Source organism: Paracoccus sp. JM45 (genome assembly GCF_003590715.1).
Lineage (GTDB): Bacteria > Pseudomonadota > Alphaproteobacteria > Rhodobacterales > Rhodobacteraceae > Paracoccus.
In genome coordinates this window covers 116,728-132,706 of record NZ_QQVY01000004.1, presented here as the reverse complement: position 1 = coordinate 132,706, position 15,979 = coordinate 116,728, and the positions used below count along the sequence as shown (strand labels likewise).

At 58.9% G+C, this 15,979-nt stretch carries 17 protein-coding genes; 11 read left to right on the top strand and 6 right to left on the bottom strand.

Annotated features, from left to right (window positions below; all coding sequences use genetic code 11):
• Nucleotides 1-5 precede the first annotated feature (5 nt).
• Complete coding sequence (locus DWB67_RS08110; protein ID WP_119807034.1) at nt 6-290, bottom strand: SCP2 sterol-binding domain-containing protein; 285 nt, start codon at nt 288-290, stop codon at nt 6-8.
• Between the two features lie 61 nt (nt 291-351).
• Here DWB67_RS08110 and DWB67_RS08105 point away from each other — a divergent pair, with 61 nt between their 5' ends.
• From DWB67_RS08105 to DWB67_RS08055, 11 genes are all read left to right on the top strand, one after another.
• Nucleotides 352-921, top strand: coding sequence for a hypothetical protein (locus tag DWB67_RS08105; RefSeq protein WP_182911526.1), 570 nt, complete (start codon nt 352-354; stop codon nt 919-921).
• A gap of 10 nt (nt 922-931) precedes the next feature.
• The gene (locus DWB67_RS08100; RefSeq protein ID WP_119807213.1) at nt 932-3,802 is read left to right on the top strand and encodes a helicase-related protein; all 2,871 of its coding nucleotides are present in this window, start codon (nt 932-934) and stop codon (nt 3,800-3,802) included.
• A 1-nt stretch (nt 3,803) separates the two neighbouring features.
• Entirely contained in the window at nt 3,804-4,106 is a 303-nt protein-coding gene (locus DWB67_RS08095; RefSeq protein ID WP_119807032.1) for an RNA-binding S4 domain-containing protein, read from the top strand.
• A gap of 32 nt (nt 4,107-4,138) precedes the next feature.
• A complete protein-coding gene (fdxA, locus tag DWB67_RS08090; protein WP_119807031.1) occupies nt 4,139-4,477 on the top strand; it encodes a ferredoxin FdxA in 339 nt (112 codons plus the stop codon).
• A gap of 327 nt (nt 4,478-4,804) precedes the next feature.
• Nucleotides 4,805-5,317 (top strand): CarD family transcriptional regulator, encoded by a 513-nt coding sequence (locus tag DWB67_RS08085; RefSeq protein ID WP_119807030.1) that lies wholly within the window; start codon nt 4,805-4,807, stop codon nt 5,315-5,317.
• Nucleotides 5,318-5,467: 150 nt separating this feature from the next.
• On the top strand, nt 5,468-6,385 hold the full coding sequence (locus DWB67_RS08080; RefSeq protein WP_119807029.1) for a manganese-dependent inorganic pyrophosphatase: 918 nt from the start codon (nt 5,468-5,470) through the stop codon (nt 6,383-6,385).
• Complete coding sequence (locus DWB67_RS08075) at nt 6,385-7,254, top strand: TIGR01459 family HAD-type hydrolase (RefSeq protein WP_119807028.1); 870 nt, start codon at nt 6,385-6,387, stop codon at nt 7,252-7,254. The genes DWB67_RS08080 and DWB67_RS08075 overlap by 1 nt, the downstream gene beginning before the upstream one ends.
• A 165-nt stretch (nt 7,255-7,419) precedes the next feature.
• Entirely contained in the window at nt 7,420-7,863 is a 444-nt protein-coding gene (locus tag DWB67_RS08070; RefSeq protein WP_119807027.1) for a MaoC family dehydratase, read from the top strand.
• Nucleotides 7,864-7,898: 35 nt separating this feature from the next.
• Nucleotides 7,899-8,828, top strand: coding sequence for a bifunctional riboflavin kinase/FAD synthetase (locus DWB67_RS08065; RefSeq protein WP_119807026.1), 930 nt, complete (start codon nt 7,899-7,901; stop codon nt 8,826-8,828).
• A complete protein-coding gene (locus tag DWB67_RS08060; RefSeq protein ID WP_119807025.1) occupies nt 8,828-9,268 on the top strand; it encodes a YcgN family cysteine cluster protein in 441 nt (146 codons plus the stop codon). Before DWB67_RS08065 ends, DWB67_RS08060 begins: the two co-directional genes overlap by 1 nt.
• Complete coding sequence (locus DWB67_RS08055) at nt 9,265-10,305, top strand: low specificity L-threonine aldolase (protein WP_119807024.1); 1,041 nt, start codon at nt 9,265-9,267, stop codon at nt 10,303-10,305. The genes DWB67_RS08060 and DWB67_RS08055 overlap by 4 nt, the downstream gene beginning before the upstream one ends.
• Here DWB67_RS08055 and DWB67_RS08050 read toward each other — a convergent pair whose 3' ends face one another.
• From DWB67_RS08050 to DWB67_RS08030, 5 genes are all read right to left on the bottom strand, one after another.
• A complete protein-coding gene (locus DWB67_RS08050; protein WP_119807023.1) occupies nt 10,306-10,773 on the bottom strand; it encodes a CinA family protein in 468 nt (155 codons plus the stop codon).
• On the bottom strand, nt 10,770-11,264 hold the full coding sequence (locus DWB67_RS08045; protein ID WP_119807022.1) for a phosphatidylglycerophosphatase A: 495 nt from the start codon (nt 11,262-11,264) through the stop codon (nt 10,770-10,772). Before DWB67_RS08045 ends, DWB67_RS08050 begins: the two co-directional genes overlap by 4 nt.
• Nucleotides 11,265-11,267: 3 nt before the next feature.
• Complete coding sequence (locus tag DWB67_RS08040; RefSeq protein WP_119807021.1) at nt 11,268-12,413, bottom strand: bifunctional 2-C-methyl-D-erythritol 4-phosphate cytidylyltransferase/2-C-methyl-D-erythritol 2,4-cyclodiphosphate synthase; 1,146 nt, start codon at nt 12,411-12,413, stop codon at nt 11,268-11,270.
• Nucleotides 12,410-14,590, bottom strand: coding sequence for a phosphoribosylformylglycinamidine synthase subunit PurL (gene purL, locus DWB67_RS08035; protein WP_119807020.1), 2,181 nt, complete (start codon nt 14,588-14,590; stop codon nt 12,410-12,412). The genes DWB67_RS08040 and purL overlap by 4 nt, the downstream gene beginning before the upstream one ends.
• 329 nt (nt 14,591-14,919) lie before the next feature.
• The gene (locus DWB67_RS08030) at nt 14,920-15,825 is read right to left on the bottom strand and encodes a LysR family transcriptional regulator (protein WP_119807019.1); all 906 of its coding nucleotides are present in this window, start codon (nt 15,823-15,825) and stop codon (nt 14,920-14,922) included.
• Nucleotides 15,826-15,979 lie beyond the last annotated feature (154 nt).

The window sequence follows — 15,979 nt, the reverse complement described above, 5'->3', positions numbered from 1 at the left end:
GATTGTCAGGACAGTTTCTGGCCAAGCTGCATGGCAACGCCCATAGAACCGTCCACCTTCAGCTTGCCGGTCATGAATGCGGTCGCAGGGTTCACATCGCCGTTCAGGATGCCTTCGAACACATCGCGGCTGGCGGTCAGCGTGACTTCAGCATCGTCGTCACCAGCGCGTACGCCGTCTTCGTCGATCATGATCGCGCCTTCGTCGGTAATGACGAATTTGGCGGTCGAATCGAAGCTGTCGATTTTTTCGCTTAGCTTTTTGACAGCTGCGTTCACAACATCGCTCATTTTATTCCTCTCAGTGCACTTTGGCTGGCACCCCGCCGTCTGGCTGGATACACCCTATTATATGAATGCGCGTTTTCAGGTTTTCCATACTGCCGTAACGGAATTGCGTCGCTGGATGATGACAATTTTCATTGTTCTGGCAACTGCGCTGCCTGTGATGGCCCAAGATGACCCTTTTCTTCGCCTTGCCGAACCGCAAGGCGAAGGCTGGCGTATCGCCGAAAGCGATATCTTGCGCGAATGGTCCAGATCGGGGTCACCGGCGATGGATCTGTTGCTGAAACGCGGGTCCGAAGCTTTGGATATGGGTGATATTCCAACCGCCATTGGTCATCTGACAGCCCTAACCGATCACGCGCCCGATTTTGCGGCTGGCTTTCAGGCCCGCGCCGATGCTTTTTATATGGCAGGGGAATTCGGCCCTGCATTTGCCGACCTTGCCCGCGCTTTGGAACTGGAACCCCGCCAGTTCCAGGCGTTGACCCAAATGGGGGCAATGCTTGAAGAAACAGGTCAGGATGACCGCGCACTTGCCGCATATTGTCAGTCTTTGACGATCCACCCCCACCAGCAAGAAGCGATTGATGGCGTGGCACGTCTGGAACGCAAGGCACTTGGTACCGATATTTAAGTTTATGAACATGACGACGCGCGGACGGGTCACCGCCATATTGGGCCCCACGAATACCGGCAAAACGCATGAGGCGATCTCGCGGATGCTGGGTCATCGCACTGGCGTCATCGGCTTGCCGCTGCGCCTGCTGGCCCGAGAGGTCTATGACCGCATCGTCAAGGCACGCGGCCCGTCGGTCGTTGCCTTGGTCACGGGCGAGGAAAGGATCATTCCCGAAAGGGTGCAATACTGGGTCGCCACAACCGAGGCGATGCCCGATATCGCCGCCGATTTTGTTGCAATCGACGAAATCCAGCTTTGCGCCGATCCGCAGCGCGGCCACGTCTTTACCGACCGGCTGCTGAATATGCGCGGGTCCAAGGAAACGCTGCTGCTGGGCAGCGCGACCATGCGCCCTGCGATTCTGGCGCTGATTCCCGATGTGCATTTTATCCAGCGCGAACGCCTGTCACAGCTGACATGGGCGGGATCGAAGAAACTGTCGCGGATGCCTGCACGCAGTGCGATTGTCGGCTTTAGCGTCGATGACGTCTATGCGATGGCCGAACTGATCCGCCGGCAAAAGGGCGGTTGTGCCGTCGTGATGGGGGCTTTGTCGCCCCGCACGCGCAACGCGCAGGTCGAAATGTACCAGAACGGCGAGGTTGACTATCTGGTCGCCACTGATGCCATCGGCATGGGCCTGAATCTGGACATCAAGCACGTGGCCTTCAGCGCCACACATAAATTCGATGGTCGCCGTGTCCGCCCGCTGTTTCCGCATGAGATGGGCCAGATCGCCGGACGGGCGGGGCGCCATACCGAATCCGGCACCTTCGGCGTCACCGGAGAGGCCGAGCAGCTGGACGAGGGACTGGTCAACGCGTTGGAAAACCACCGCTTTGCGCCGATCCAGCGGCTGATGTGGCGCAATACGCGGCTGGAATTCGGCACGATGGACCGTCTGGTCGAAAGTCTGGAAGCAGGCTCCAGTCAGGAATTGCTAAGCCGTGGCCGTGAAGCCGATGATGTCATCAGCCTCAAGATCTTGCGCGAACTGCCTGAAATCAAGGATCGCGTGCAGGGCGGCAAGGATGTGCGACTTTTATGGGATGTCTGCCGCGTACCGGACTTTCGCGGTATTTCGCAGATGGAACATGCGACATTGCTGGCGCGAATCTATGGCTTCTTGCAGGATGGTGCCATTCCTGCGGATTGGCTGGACCGGTCGATCAAGCGCATCGACAAGACCACCGGCGATATCGACGCCATCTCGAAACGGCTGGCGTATATCCGCACATGGACCTATGTCGCGCAAAGAACCGGTTGGGTTCAGGACGAAAAGCATTGGCGCGGAGAGACTCGCGCTGTAGAAGACCGCCTGTCAGACGCGTTGCACGCGGCGCTGACCCAACGATTTGTGGACCGGCGCACGTCAGTGTTGATGCGGCGGCTCAAGCAGAAGGAGAGCCTTGTGGCCGAAGTGAACGACAAGGGCGAAGTGACGGTTGAGGGCGAGTTTGCCGGCCGTCTTGAAGGTTTCCGTTTCCGTCCCGACCAGACCGCCACGGCGGACGAGGCGAAGATGCTGAACCGCGCCGGCTACGAGGCATTGCGCCCGGAATTCCACCTGCGGGCGGACCGGCTGTATAATGCGCCTGACACCGAAATGGATTTTACCGAACAGGGTGGCCTCATGTGGGGCAATCAGGCTGTCGGGAAACTGGTCAAGGGTGCCGATGCACTGCATCCTGGTGTCCAGGCATTCGTCGACGAAGAAGCCGGTTCCGAGATTGCGGAAAAGGTGACCCGTCGCTTGCAGCATTTCATTGATCGCAAGATCGCTGCCGCGTTCGAGCCGCTGATCACGATGCAGAAAGACGAAGCATTGGCCGGTCTGGCCCGCGGCTTTGCCTTCCGCATGGTCGAATCGCTTGGCGTTCTGCCGCGCGACGGCGTTGCGACCGAAGTGAAAGAGCTGGATCAGGAATCACGCGGCGCGTTGCGCAAGCATGGTGTCCGTTTTGGCCAGTTCACCATCTTCATGCCTGCGCTGCTAAAACCCGCCCCGACGCGTCTGCGTCTGGTTTTGTGGTCGCTGGCGCAGGGTCTGGATGATTTCCCGGAAAGCCCGCCCCCCGGTCTGGTGACGATCCCGCATCTGCCGGATCTGCCCACCGAGGTTTACACCCTGTCCGGCTATCGTCCTGCTGGCGAACGTGCGATCCGCATCGATATGCTGGAACGTCTGGCCGATCTGCTGCGCGCCCAAGACACGCGCGGCGGCTTTGAAGCCAATCCCGACATGCTGTCGATCACCGGCATGACGCTGGAACAATTTTCGGGTCTGATGCAGGGTCTGGGCTATGCTGCCGATAAGGCAGAGCGTCCCAAGGTCAAAGCGGCTGAAACCCCTGTCGTTTCCCCCGCCCCCGAAGGCGAAGGGTCCGACGCCCCCATGACCGAAGAGGAATCGGTTCTGGCCGCCGAAACCCGTGCGAAATGGGAAGCCGAACAGGACGCCAAACGCGCAGCTGAACCCCAGCCCGAAGGCGAAACTGCTGCCGAAACGCCTGCAGAAGACGCCGCACCGGTCGAGATGGAGGTTTTCTATACCTTCAAATGGGCCCCCAAACCGCGCGGCAACCGCCGTCCGCAGGCTGCCAATCAGGGCGAGCGCGCTGAACGCCCCCAAGGGAACCGCGGTCCCCGTCGCGAAGGTGGCAAACCCGCCGGACCGCAGGGCGAACGCCGTGACCGTCAAGGCAAGCCCGGTGGGCCCAAGAAAGGCGGCAAGCCTTCCAATCAGGGGCCCAAGACTTTTTCGGCCCGTCCTGAAAAGAAGGCTGATCCCGATAGCCCCTTCGCTATTCTGGCGGCATTGAAGGACAAGTCCTGAGGTGACCGAGGCGGCTGCAGGGTTGCGGCTGGATAAATGGCTGTTCTATGCGCGGGTTTTCAAGACCCGCGCTCTTGCCTCTGACCTGATTGAAGGCGGCAAGATTCGTGTGAACGGCCAGCCCTGCCGCAAACCTGCCAAGATTGTCCGCATCGGTGATACGTTGCGGATCTCGGCGAACAAGCAGATCCGCAATCTGACGGTTGTCGGGTTCGCTGATCGCCGCGGGCCCGCCCCGGAAGCAAGCATGATGTATCTGGAAGCGGGTGACGGGTTGATTGATCCCGCCGAAGCGACTAGGTGAATTCGCGATCCTTATAAGATAAGAGTGCCCAGATGACCTATGTCGTGACCGACAACTGCATCATGTGCAAATTTACCGACTGCGTCGAGGTCTGCCCGGTAGATTGCTTCTACGAGGGTGAGAACACGCTGGTCATTCATCCGGACGAATGCATCGATTGCGGTGTCTGCGAACCTGAATGCCCCGCTGATGCAATTCGCCCCGATACCGAGCCGGACATGGAAAAATGGGTCGAATTCAATCGCACCTATTCCGAAAAATGGCCGGTTATTACCCAGAAGAAAGATCCGATGCCCAATGCCACCGAAATGGATGGCAAGGAAGGCAAGCTGGAGGAGTTCTTCTCGGAGAAACCCGGCGACGGCGACTGATATAAAGACGGGTGATTCGGTCCGGCAGTAACGCTGCCTGTTCGCGATCATCGGCAGCAGATTGCAGGGACTGGACAACGTCGTCGTCCGGTCCCCTTTTGCAGTTTGTAAGCCAGCGCTTTTTTTAACGTCATTTTTGTGTTATATTCGTTCCAGACGTGCTTCTGGCGAAGGTCAGGGGCACCCTCGGGTCTGTGCCCGATGCTGCTATTCTCTGTCCCTTCTGCCGGAGCAGAGCCAAACATAAAATAAAACGGGCCGAAGGCGGCAATTGTCGCCTGCGGGCCTTTGTGTCCGTCCTTTGGACACCATCCATAAGGAAGCCAAATGTCGAAAGCCAAGAAGAACGAATTCCGCCCTGACGAGTTTGTCGTATATCCGGCCCATGGTGTTGGCCGTATCGTATCGATCGACGAACAAGAGGTCGCTGGCCTGCGGCTGGAAATGTTCGTCATTTCCTTCGACAAGGATAAGATGACCCTGCGCGTTCCGACCGCCCGCGCGACCGAAATCGGCATGCGCAGCCTGTCGTCGCCCGATCTGATCGAACGTGCAATGGACACGTTGAAGGGTAAAGCCCGCGTAAAACGCGCCATGTGGTCGCGTCGCGCGCAGGAATACGAACAAAAGATCAACTCGGGTGATCTGATGGCCATCGCCGAAGTTGTCCGTGACTTGCACCGCAGCGATGACCAGCGCGAACAATCCTATTCCGAACGCCAGCTTTACGAAGCTGCGCTGGAACGTCTGACCCGCGAAGTTGCTGCTGTCATCGGCATTGATGAAGGTGGCGCACAAAAACGTGTCGAGGATGTCCTGACTGCCCGTGTCGCAGCCTAAGCCGATTACGGCAACCAGATGACAAAGGACGCCCCGGAACGGGCGTCCTTTTTCTTATGCCGGACCCGTTGTGCAAAACGTGGACAACGCTTTTCCGGACCCCTATAACCCCCGCAACATATCCATCCTTCAACACGATCGAGGCGCATCATGATCAAGGTATTTGGCCATACTTCCCCCGACACGGATTCGACAGGTTCGCCCATCATCTGGGCATGGTACCTGAACGAAGTCCGCAAGACCCCCGCCGTTGCCTTGTTGCAGGGTGAGCCTAACACCGAAGCCGCCTGGATGCTGAACCGCTGGAACTTGGCCAAGCCGGAAATCTTTGCGGATGTGACCGCTGGCGACAAATGCGTCATCGTCGACACCAACAACCCCGCCGAGTTGCCCGCTTCGCTGGCTGAAGCCGACGTGATCGAGATCATCGACCACCACATGCTGGCAGGCGGCATCAAGACCCGTGCGCCGATCAATATCACCATCCGTCCGCTGGCATGCACCGCGACCATTATGTACGATCTGATCGGTGATGACATTGCCCGTGCGCCCGAAGGCATCAAAGGCGCGATGCTGACCTGCATCCTGTCGGACACGCTGGAATTCCGCAGCCCGACCACCACACCGCATGACCGCGCTGTTGCTGAAAAGCTCGCTGCCGACCTGGGCGTGACGATCAGCGAATTCGCATCCGAAATGTTTGCCGCGAAATCCGATGTCAGCGCCTTTGGCGACGATGCTTTGCTGCGGATGGACAGCAAGGAATACGAATTGGGCGGCAAGCAGCTGCGCGTTTCGGTTCTGGAAACGACCGCTCCTCAGGTTCTGCTGGATCGCAAGGCGGCCTTGATGGCGGCGATGCCTGCTGTTGCTGCGGCTGACGGCGCCGATCAGGTTCTGCTGTTCATTGTGGACATCCTGCGCGAAGAAGCCACGCTTCTGGTGCCCAATGACTATGTCAAACAAGTGGCCGAACGCAGCTTTGCTGTGACTGTCACCGGCGATACCGTTGTCCTGCCGGGCGTCATGAGCCGTAAGAAGCAGATCATTCCGGTTCTGGCCGTCTGATGACCCGTATTATCCATTCGCTGGCCGATATCTCGGCCAGCTACGATGCGCTTTTCTGTGACCTCTGGGGATGTTTGCATAATGGCAAACATCCTTATGCCGCAGCAGTCTCGACATTGCAGGCGTATCGTGCACAAGGTGGCAAGGTTTGCCTGATGACCAATGCCCCGCGTCCGAACCAATATGTTATCGCCCAGCTTGACCGGATGGGCGTGCCGCGGGATGCGTGGGATATCGTCATCAGTTCAGGCGATGCTGCGCAGGATGCCATGTTCGAAGGCGCTGTCGGTCGCAAGGTCTGGCATATCGGCACCGAAAAAGACTTCGGTTTCTTCACTGACATTCCCGCCGAACATGCGGCCAGCCCTGCGGTCGAACGGGTCGAACCGTCCGATGCCGAGGGTATTGTCGCTTCGGGGCCGTTCGATGAATTGAACGAAACGCCAGAAGATTATCGTGACCGTTTCCAGCCCTTGGTGGAGCGGGGCGTTCCGATGCTGTGCGCGAACCCTGATATCGTGGTCGATATGGGGGAAACGCGTATCTATTGCGCCGGTGCCTTGGCCGAGTTTTATGAAAACATGGGCGGCACAACGCATTATTTCGGCAAACCGCATGCGCCGATCTATGACCGAGCGCGTCGCCTGATGGGGCTTGATGCCGATACCCGCTGCCTTGCGGTGGGTGACGGGATCGACACCGATATTCTGGGTGCCATGCAGCAGGGGATCGATTCAATCTTTGTCACCGGTGGTCTTGCCGCGGCAGCCTTCGGGTCTGACGTCGAAAATCCCGCCGAGGCGCAGTTGCATGACTGGCTGATGGAACGTGACCGCAGCCCGACCTATGCCATCGGTCGCCTTCGCTAAGCGCAAACCTTCAGTGCGACTTGAAAGCCCGCTAATGTGCGGGCTTTTTACATTAAATAACAATATTGCTTTAGTTGCCGCCATTCTGATGAATTGTTGCGGCGGAGTGAAAATGCTGCTATGCAGCATTTAGCAGTATTGCGATGGCACAGACGGATCACGATGATGTTGGACAATTATCCCCGCGGCACGATTTATCTGGAAGATCTTGAGGTCGGCATGCGTCGTCATTTGAAAAAACAGATTACCGATCGGGATATCCAGCTGTTCGCCGAAATCTCTACCGATCATAATCCGGTTCATCTGGATGATGATTATGCCGCAAATACCCAATTTGAAGGGCGTATCGCGCATGGCATGCTGACGGCGGGATTGATCTCGGCGGTGATCGGGGAACAATTGCCGGGTCACGGGACCGTCTATCTGGGACAGACGCTAAAGTTCATGGCACCAGTGCGTCCGGGGGATATTGTGCATACGGAAGTTGCGGTCGAGACGATCGACCATGCAAAACGCCGTGTCACGCTTGCAACCCGCTGTCTCGTGGGCGATAGGATCGTGCTGAAAGGCGAGGCGGTCGTGCTGGCCCCAAGCCGCAAATTCGACTGACTGACGGGGCGCATTGGCGTTCCATTGGGGGCGCATTGCAGATCCATCGTGACTGGACCGGACGGCCGTCAGAATCCCGTGGGGCAACTGTTGCCATGGGAAACTTTGACGGCGTTCACAAAGGCCATAGGGCCGTCATCGACGCCGCCCGTGCAGCGGCGGATACCCCTTTGGGTATCGTGACATTCGAACCGCATCCACGGCAGTATTTCATGCCCGATGCCCCGCCATTCCGCCTGATGAACCCCGAAGCGCGGGCGAACCGTCTGGCGCGGCTGGATGTCGATCATCTGTACGAATTGCCCTTTGGTCCTGTACTAGCCGGTCTGACGCCCGAGGCTTTCGCACGTGATGTTCTGGCCGATGGTCTGGGCATTGCACATGTGACCGTCGGCGCGGATTTCTGCTTTGGCAAGGACCGTGGCGGTAACGCGCAGACGTTGCAGGAACTGGGCCAGAAATACGGCTTTGATGTCACCATCGTTCCACTGATCGGCGCGGAAGGCGGGCAATACAGCTCGACCGCGATCCGTAATGCGCTGACGGACGGGCGCACACATGATGCCGAACGGATGCTGGGCCATTGGCACCGCGTCGAGGGTAAGGTTGTACACGGTGAAAAGCGGGGCCGCGAATTCGGTTGGCCAACGGCGAATATGCGGATGGATGATCTGCACTTGCCGCGCCTTGGTGTCTATGCCGTTCTGGTGGATGTGCTGACCGGACCGGACCATATGACCTGTAAGGGCGTCGCCTCACTTGGGGTGCGCCCGATGTTTGGCCGGAATGAACCGAACCTCGAGGTGCATCTGTTCGATTATAGTGGCGATCTCTACGGTCAGCATCTGTCGGTGGCATTGGTCGATTTCATGAGGGACGAGGCGAAATTCGATGGCGTTCAGGCATTGATTGACCAGATCGCCCAAGATGCGCTGGATGCACGCGCTTTATTGGCAGGTCGCTGATGCGTGACGAATTCTGGAAATTGCCGCTGCCCAAGCTGACCCCGACCGAGTGGGAAGCGTTATGTGACGGCTGTGGCAAATGCTGCCTGAACAAGATCGAGTTCGAGGATACGAACGAAATTGCCTTCACCCGCGTGGCTTGCAAGCTGCTGGACGGGGATGCATGCCAATGCGGCAGCTATGCGAACCGGCATGATTTCGTGCCTGATTGCGTCGTCCTGACACCCAAGAAAATCAAGGAAATTGCATGGTGGTTGCCCGCGACCTGTGCCTATCGCCTGCGCCATGAAGGCAAGCCGCTTTACCGCTGGCACCATCTGCTTTCCGGCAGCCGCGATACCGTGCACGAAGCAGGCGCCAGCGTCCGTGGCTGGACTGTCAGCGAAGTCTCGGTTGATGAAGACGATTGGGAAGATCACATTATCGAGGATCTGTCATGAATTTCGCATCTGACAACGTCTTCGCCGCGCACCCCGCAGTCTTTGCCGCGCTGACCAAGGCGAACTACGGGGCGGCTAAAAGCTATGGCGCTGATCATGTCACCGACGAGGCGCAAGAGGCGATGCGCGATCTGTTGCAGGCACCTGATGCTGTTGTGCGGTTTGTCGCCACAGGGACGGCGGCGAATGCTTTGGTCTGCGCCCAATTGTCACCGCCCTATGGCCGTATCTATTGTCATGATGATGCCCATATCCAGACCAGCGAATGTGGCGCGCCGGAATTTTTCACCCATGGTGCCAAGCTGGTGACGCTGCAAGGCGATGGTGGCAACCTGCATCCTGACACCCTGTCGCGTGCGATTGCCGACGGGGCGGACGAAGGGCTGAATGGCGGAATGAACGCCATGGTTTCGATCACCAACGCAACGGAATGGGGGACGGTCTATTCCCCGGATCAGGTCGCAGCTTTGGCGGCAATCAGTCACGATGCCGGTTTGCCGCTGCATATGGACGGTGCGCGCTTTTCCAATGCCGCCGCGCATCTGGGGTGTTCGCCTGCGGAACTAACGTGGAAATCCGGCGTCGATGCGCTTTGCTTTGGTGGGACGAAAAACGGCGCAATGGGGGCCGAGGCTGTGGTCTTTTTCGACCCCGCCCGCGCCGAAGGGTTCGATTATCGCCGCAAGCAGGCCGGTCACGTCTTTTCCAAGAACCGCTTTCTGGCAGCCCAGATGCTGGCGCTGGCGACCGATGGTCTGTGGCTGGATCTGGCGATCCGCGCCAATGCCAAGGCCAGTGTTCTGGGGCAGGCGGTCCAGAACGGCGGCGGGCGGTTATTGCAGCCCGTCCAGTCGAATGGTGTCTTTGCCGCGATTACACCGGAAACAGATCAGCGCGCAAAGGCGGCGGGTGCCTATTATTATCCCTGGCCCGATCCGTCGGTCGCGGGCACGGGATTGGTCCCCATCCGGTTGGTCTGCGCATGGGACACGCCGGATCAGGATATTGCGGCACTTGGCAGCATTCTGGCAGGCTGATCAGCGCAAGGCCGTCAGCAACAGCTGCAAGGCATGTTCAACGGTTGCCGCACGGACACGGTGGCGACCGATGGCCCCGAATTCCACAGTCTCGGTCGTTGTGCCATAGGCTTGGGCCATTCCGAAGCAGACGCGCCCTTCGGGTTTATGTTCTGACCCACCGGGACCCGCGATGCCCGTGACAGCGACCGCGATCCCTGCATCCGAGTTACGCAAGGCCCCCGCTGCCATCTGGGCTGCAACCTGTTCACTGACCGCGCCGAATTCATGGATGGTCTCGGCGTGCACGCCCAGCATCTGTTGTTTGGCGCTGTTGGAATAGGTCACGAACCCCCGATCGAATGCATCCGACGAACCGGGGATTTCGGTCAAGGCACCTGCAATCAGACCACCCGTGCAGCTTTCCGCAGTTGCAATGCTAAGGCCGCGGTCGCGTGCGGCCTGCAAAACATCGGCTGCTTGGCTCATAGCATCATCGGAATGTGATAGGCGGTGGCGGCCACCATGGTGGCAATGCCGGCGAACAGACCGGCCCAAAGGTCGTCGATCATCACACCGGCCGCATCATGGCGGCGATCGGCACGACCGACCAGCCAAGGCTTCCAGATATCGAACAGGCGGAAGAAAAAGAAGGCCGCGACCCAACCCGGATAAGGGAAATTATCGGCAGGCAGGCCCATCATCCAGAACCCGAAGGACGGGAACAACAATGCGATCCACTGGCCCGCAACCTCGTCGATGACGATTTCACTGCGGTCGGGATCGGCCATGCCTTTGGTATGACGTGCAACGACCCAGAAGCCGACAGCCGTGACAATGACAGTCGCGACGGCCAGCAGGGGAAAATTCCCGATCCGGTGGATCAGCAGCCCAAGCGCCACCGCAATCGCAGATCCCCAAGTGCCGGGGGCGGGGCGCAGCAGGCCCGCGCCAAACCAGATGCAAAGCAGGCGTTCCATGGCTTAATCCTTGATCAGGGTAACAGTGGCAATCGAGGCGATGCCTTCACGTCGTCCGGTAAAGCCCAAACGTTCGGAGGTGGTGGCCTTGACGCTGATACGTCCGCCCTCCAGCCCCATAATAGTCGCAAGGCGGTCCTGCATCGCGATGGCATGGGGGCCGATTTTGGGTTCTTCACAGATCAGGGTGACATCGGCATTCCCAAAACGGAACCCGTTTTTACGCGCCAGATTGGCGGCATGTTCCAGAAAAATGCTGCTGTCCGCACCTTTCCATTGTGGGTCCGAGGGCGGAAAATGGCGTCCGATATCCCCCATGGCCAGCGCGCCATAGATAGCATCGGTCAGCGCGTGCATGCCGACATCGGCATCTGAATGGCCCACCAGACCTTTGTCATGGGGAATTTGCACACCGCACAGCCAGACATGGTCGCCCGGACCAAAAGCGTGGACGTCATAGCCATTGCCAAGGCGAATATCCATGCGACCCCCAAGGATGCGTTCAGCCCGCGTAAAATCAGCGGGATATGTGATTTTCAGATTGTCCTCTGATCCGGCAGTGATGTCCACCGCATGACCGGCCCTCTGCGCCAGCTCGACATCATCGGCTGCCCCATCGGGAAAGGCGCGATGAGCGTCAAGAATTGCGTCCAGTTGAAAGCCTTGCGGTGTCTGGGCGCGGAACAGGTTGTCACGCGATGCTGCACCTGCGACCTGATTGCCATTAGCGCGCCACAGCGCATCGCTTAGCGGTAAGGCGGGGGCTGCGGCCACAGACCCTGCTAACAGCGCGTCTATGACCCCTTGAATGACCTGATCGCCCAGCAGCGGGCGTGCGCCATCATGGATAAGGACATGCGTGGCCCGACTCTCGAGCGCCAGCAGCCCCGCACGGACGCTATCCGAACGGGTGTCGCCCCCTGTGACAATCGTCACCGGCCCCGCATAGCGGGTAATGGCCGCGCCCATATCGTCCGGATGAACGACCAGAACGACGCGGTCAAAGCCAGCGAAAGCTGCCAGCGTGTGGTCAAGGACCGGACGGCCCGCGATCTCACGCCATTGCTTGGGATCGCCCGGCCCCGCACGGGTGCCGCGGCCAGCCGCCGTGATGATGGCGGCATATCCCGCGGGGGCTGTGACGGTCATACGTGATCCGGCATGTCGCCTTTGATCGCTTTGGCAAAAGCGCTGCGGTACAACTGGGACAGGCCCGCCAGTGCCGATGCGTCATCACCGAAGCTGACCGTATCCCCGCCAAAGCGCCCAACAGCCGCCACCGGAACGCCAGCCTTTTGGGCCGCGTCGGTCAGTGCCGCAGCGTTATCTGCCGAACATGCGACCAGATAGCGTGCCTGATCTTCGCCAAACAATTGGGCAATGTCGGCATTGTCCAGCGTGACGCCAAGTCCTGCACCTTCGGCCATTTCGAACGCCGCCAAAGCCAAGCCGCCATCCGACAGGTCCGTAGCAGATGTGAACAGCCCGCGATTTTCACGCAGGAATTCGCCGTGCAAGCGTTCAGCGGCCAGATCGACATGCGGTGCGTCACCTGCTTCGATGCCGAAAGCCTCGGCTGCCAAAGCGGATTGACCCAAGTGGCCTGCCGTAGTGCCGATCACCAGTGCGATGTCGCCGTCAACGGGCAGGCCCGCAATCAGATCATCCAGATCGGCAATCAGGCCAACGCCGCCGATGGTGGGGGTCGGCATAATGCCGCTGCCGTCGGTTTCGTTATACAGCGAGACGTTGCCCGACACGATCGGGAAGTCCAGCGCACTGCAGGCTTCGCCGATACCTTTGATCGCGCCGACCAGCTGGCCCATGATTTCGGGCTTTTCGGGGTTGCCGAAGTTCAGGTTGTCGGTGGTCGCCAAGGGCAGGGCGCCCACGGCGGTCAGGTTGCGATAGGCTTCGGCCACGGCCTGCTTTCCGCCCTCGAACGGATTGGCTTTGACGTAACGCGGGGTCACGTCGCTGGTAAAGGCCAGCGCCTTGCGGGTGCCATGAACGCGCACTACACCTGCGCCCATGCCGGGGCGACGGATGGTGTCGGCACCGACCTGAGTGTCATATTGTTGCCAGACCCATGCTTTGTGGGCATAGTTCGGGCTGCCGATCAGCGCCTTCAATCCTTCAATCGGGGTGATGGCGGGCAGGGCGGGCATGTCACCCGCTGCGGGGGTTTCCACCCATGGACGGTCATATTCCGGCGCGCTGGAGGCCAGCTTGGACAGCGGGATATCCGCCATGACGTTTTCGCGGTGGACGATCAGGAAACGATCCTCGGGAATAGTCTCGCCGACGATGGCGAAATCCAGATCCCATTTTTCGAAGATGGCGCGTGCTTCAGCCTCTTTTTCCGGCTTCAGCACCATCAGCATCCGTTCCTGGGATTCCGACAGCATCATCTCATAGGCAGTCATGTTTGTTTCGCGCTGCGGGACATCGTCCAGCACTAGCTTGATCCCCAGACCGCCCTTGTCGCCCATTTCCACGGCGGAACACGTCAGACCGGCGGCACCCATATCCTGAATGGAAATGACCGAACCGGAAGCCATTAACTCAAGGCAGGCTTCCAGCAGGCATTTTTCGGTGAAGGGATCACCGACCTGAACGGTGGGGCGTTTGTCTTCGATGGTGTCATCAAATTCGGCGCTGGCCATGGTTGCGCCACCGACGCCATCACGTCCGGTTTTCGCACCCAGATAAACCACCGGCATCCCCATGCCCGAAGCGGCGGAATAAAAAATCTTGTCGGCATCGGCCAAGCCCGCCGCAAAGGCGTTCACAAGGCAGTTGCCGTCATAGGATGCGTGGAAGCGTACTTCTCCACCAACATTCGGCACGCCGAACGCGTTGCCATAGGCACCGATACCCTCGACCACGCCCTTCACCAGATGCGAGGTCTTGGGATGTTCGGGGCGGCCAAAGGACAGGGCGTCCATGGCAGCAATCGGGCGCGCGCCCATGGTGAAGACGTCGCGCAGGATGCCACCTATACCGGTCGCTGCACCCTGATGCGGCTCGATATAGCTGGGGTGGTTGTGGCTTTCCATCTTGAAGACGACAGCCTGCCCGTCACCGATATCGACAACACCTGCGTTTTCGCCAGGGCCGCAGATGACCTGCGGCCCATCGACCGGCAGGGTGCGCAGCCATTTCTTGGAGGACTTATAGGAACAATGTTCGTTCCACATCGCGCTGAAGATGCCCAGTTCCGTGAAGGTCGGTTCGCGCCCGATGATCTGCAGAATGCTGTCATATTCTTCGGGCTTAAGCCCGTGCGCAGCGATCAATTCCGGGGTGATCGACGGTTCCTGCATGGTTGGGCCCTTCCTACGCATGAAATCACCGGCCTTTTAGGGCCTTGCGTCTGTTATGGGAAGGGCAGCTGTGCCAAAGCCTGAACAAAAAAAGCCGGGCACAAGGCCCGGCCTAAGTCCAACAGGGAGGTAGAAGGTGATCAGCGATTACGCTTAGCATCGCCTTCTAAGCCCGATTTATGTGCATGATGTGAACTGTTCAACCCGTTTGATGCTGCAAATGCAGCATAGGTGCCATGCAGTGGCGTAATGGCTACACCCCAGGGTTGAATTGCTTGCATCATAAGCAAATTTATATCAACACACTGCCTGATAATTGGGCGCATCGGCTATTCAATGCCGGCTTGGCTTTGGTGCCGACGATATGCCTGAATCTCCTCAAGGACGAAATCACGGAAAACGGCGACGCGGCGGGTTTGCCGCAGTTCTTCGGGATAGGCCAGAAACACCGGAACCTCGCCCGATTCGTGGTCGGGGAAGACGCGGACAAGATCGGGATGGCTGGCTGTTAGGTAATCGGGCAGGACTCCGATGCCCAGATTTGCCAGAACGGCCTGCAAAACGCCGAAGTAATTGTTGACCGTCAGCGTCGATCCGACATTTTGCGCCATCAGTTCCTGCACCAGCCGCGCACCTGCGGCCACCTGTGGCACATCGGCCTTCTGGCAGATCAGGCGATGGTCGGTCAGGTCGGGCAGTGCCTCGGGGGTGCCATGCGTCTCAAGATACTTCGGGCTGGCGTAAAGGCGCATGCGGATGTTCAGCAGACGGCGGCGGATCAGGTCGGACTGGCTGGGTTCCTTCATGCGGATGGCGACGTCGGCTTCGCGCATGGGAAGGTCCAGAACGCGTTCTTCCAGCATCAGGTCGATCCGCAGGTCGGGAAATTTTTCATATAGCTTGACCAGACGCGGTGCCAGCCAAAGCGTCCCGAAACCGACGGCGGTCGTGACCTTCAGTTCACCAAAGACGTTTTCCTCGCTGTCACGAATACGGGCCGAGGCGCTGTCCAGTTTGCGCGCCATCGACGATGTCGCCTCGAACAGCAGTTCGCCCTGTTCTGTCAGAATCAGGCCGCGTGCGTGACGGTGGAACAATGTCGTATCCAGACCTTCTTCCAAGGCACGAATTTGACGGCTGACGGCAGATTGGGACAGATGTAGGACATCACCCGCATGCGTCAGACTGCCCGCATCCGCGACCGCGTGAAAGATTCTGAGCTTGTCCCAGTCCATAGTTATTACATTCCTGTCATATCAGCCATGCGCTTAATGCAGACCTAACCCGCAGAGGGCCTTCCTGCAAGATAACCTCAAGCACAGTTTTTTAACTTCGTCGGTCAACCTTTCTGACCTATAATGCCGGACAGGTCATCAGGCATTGGAGGAT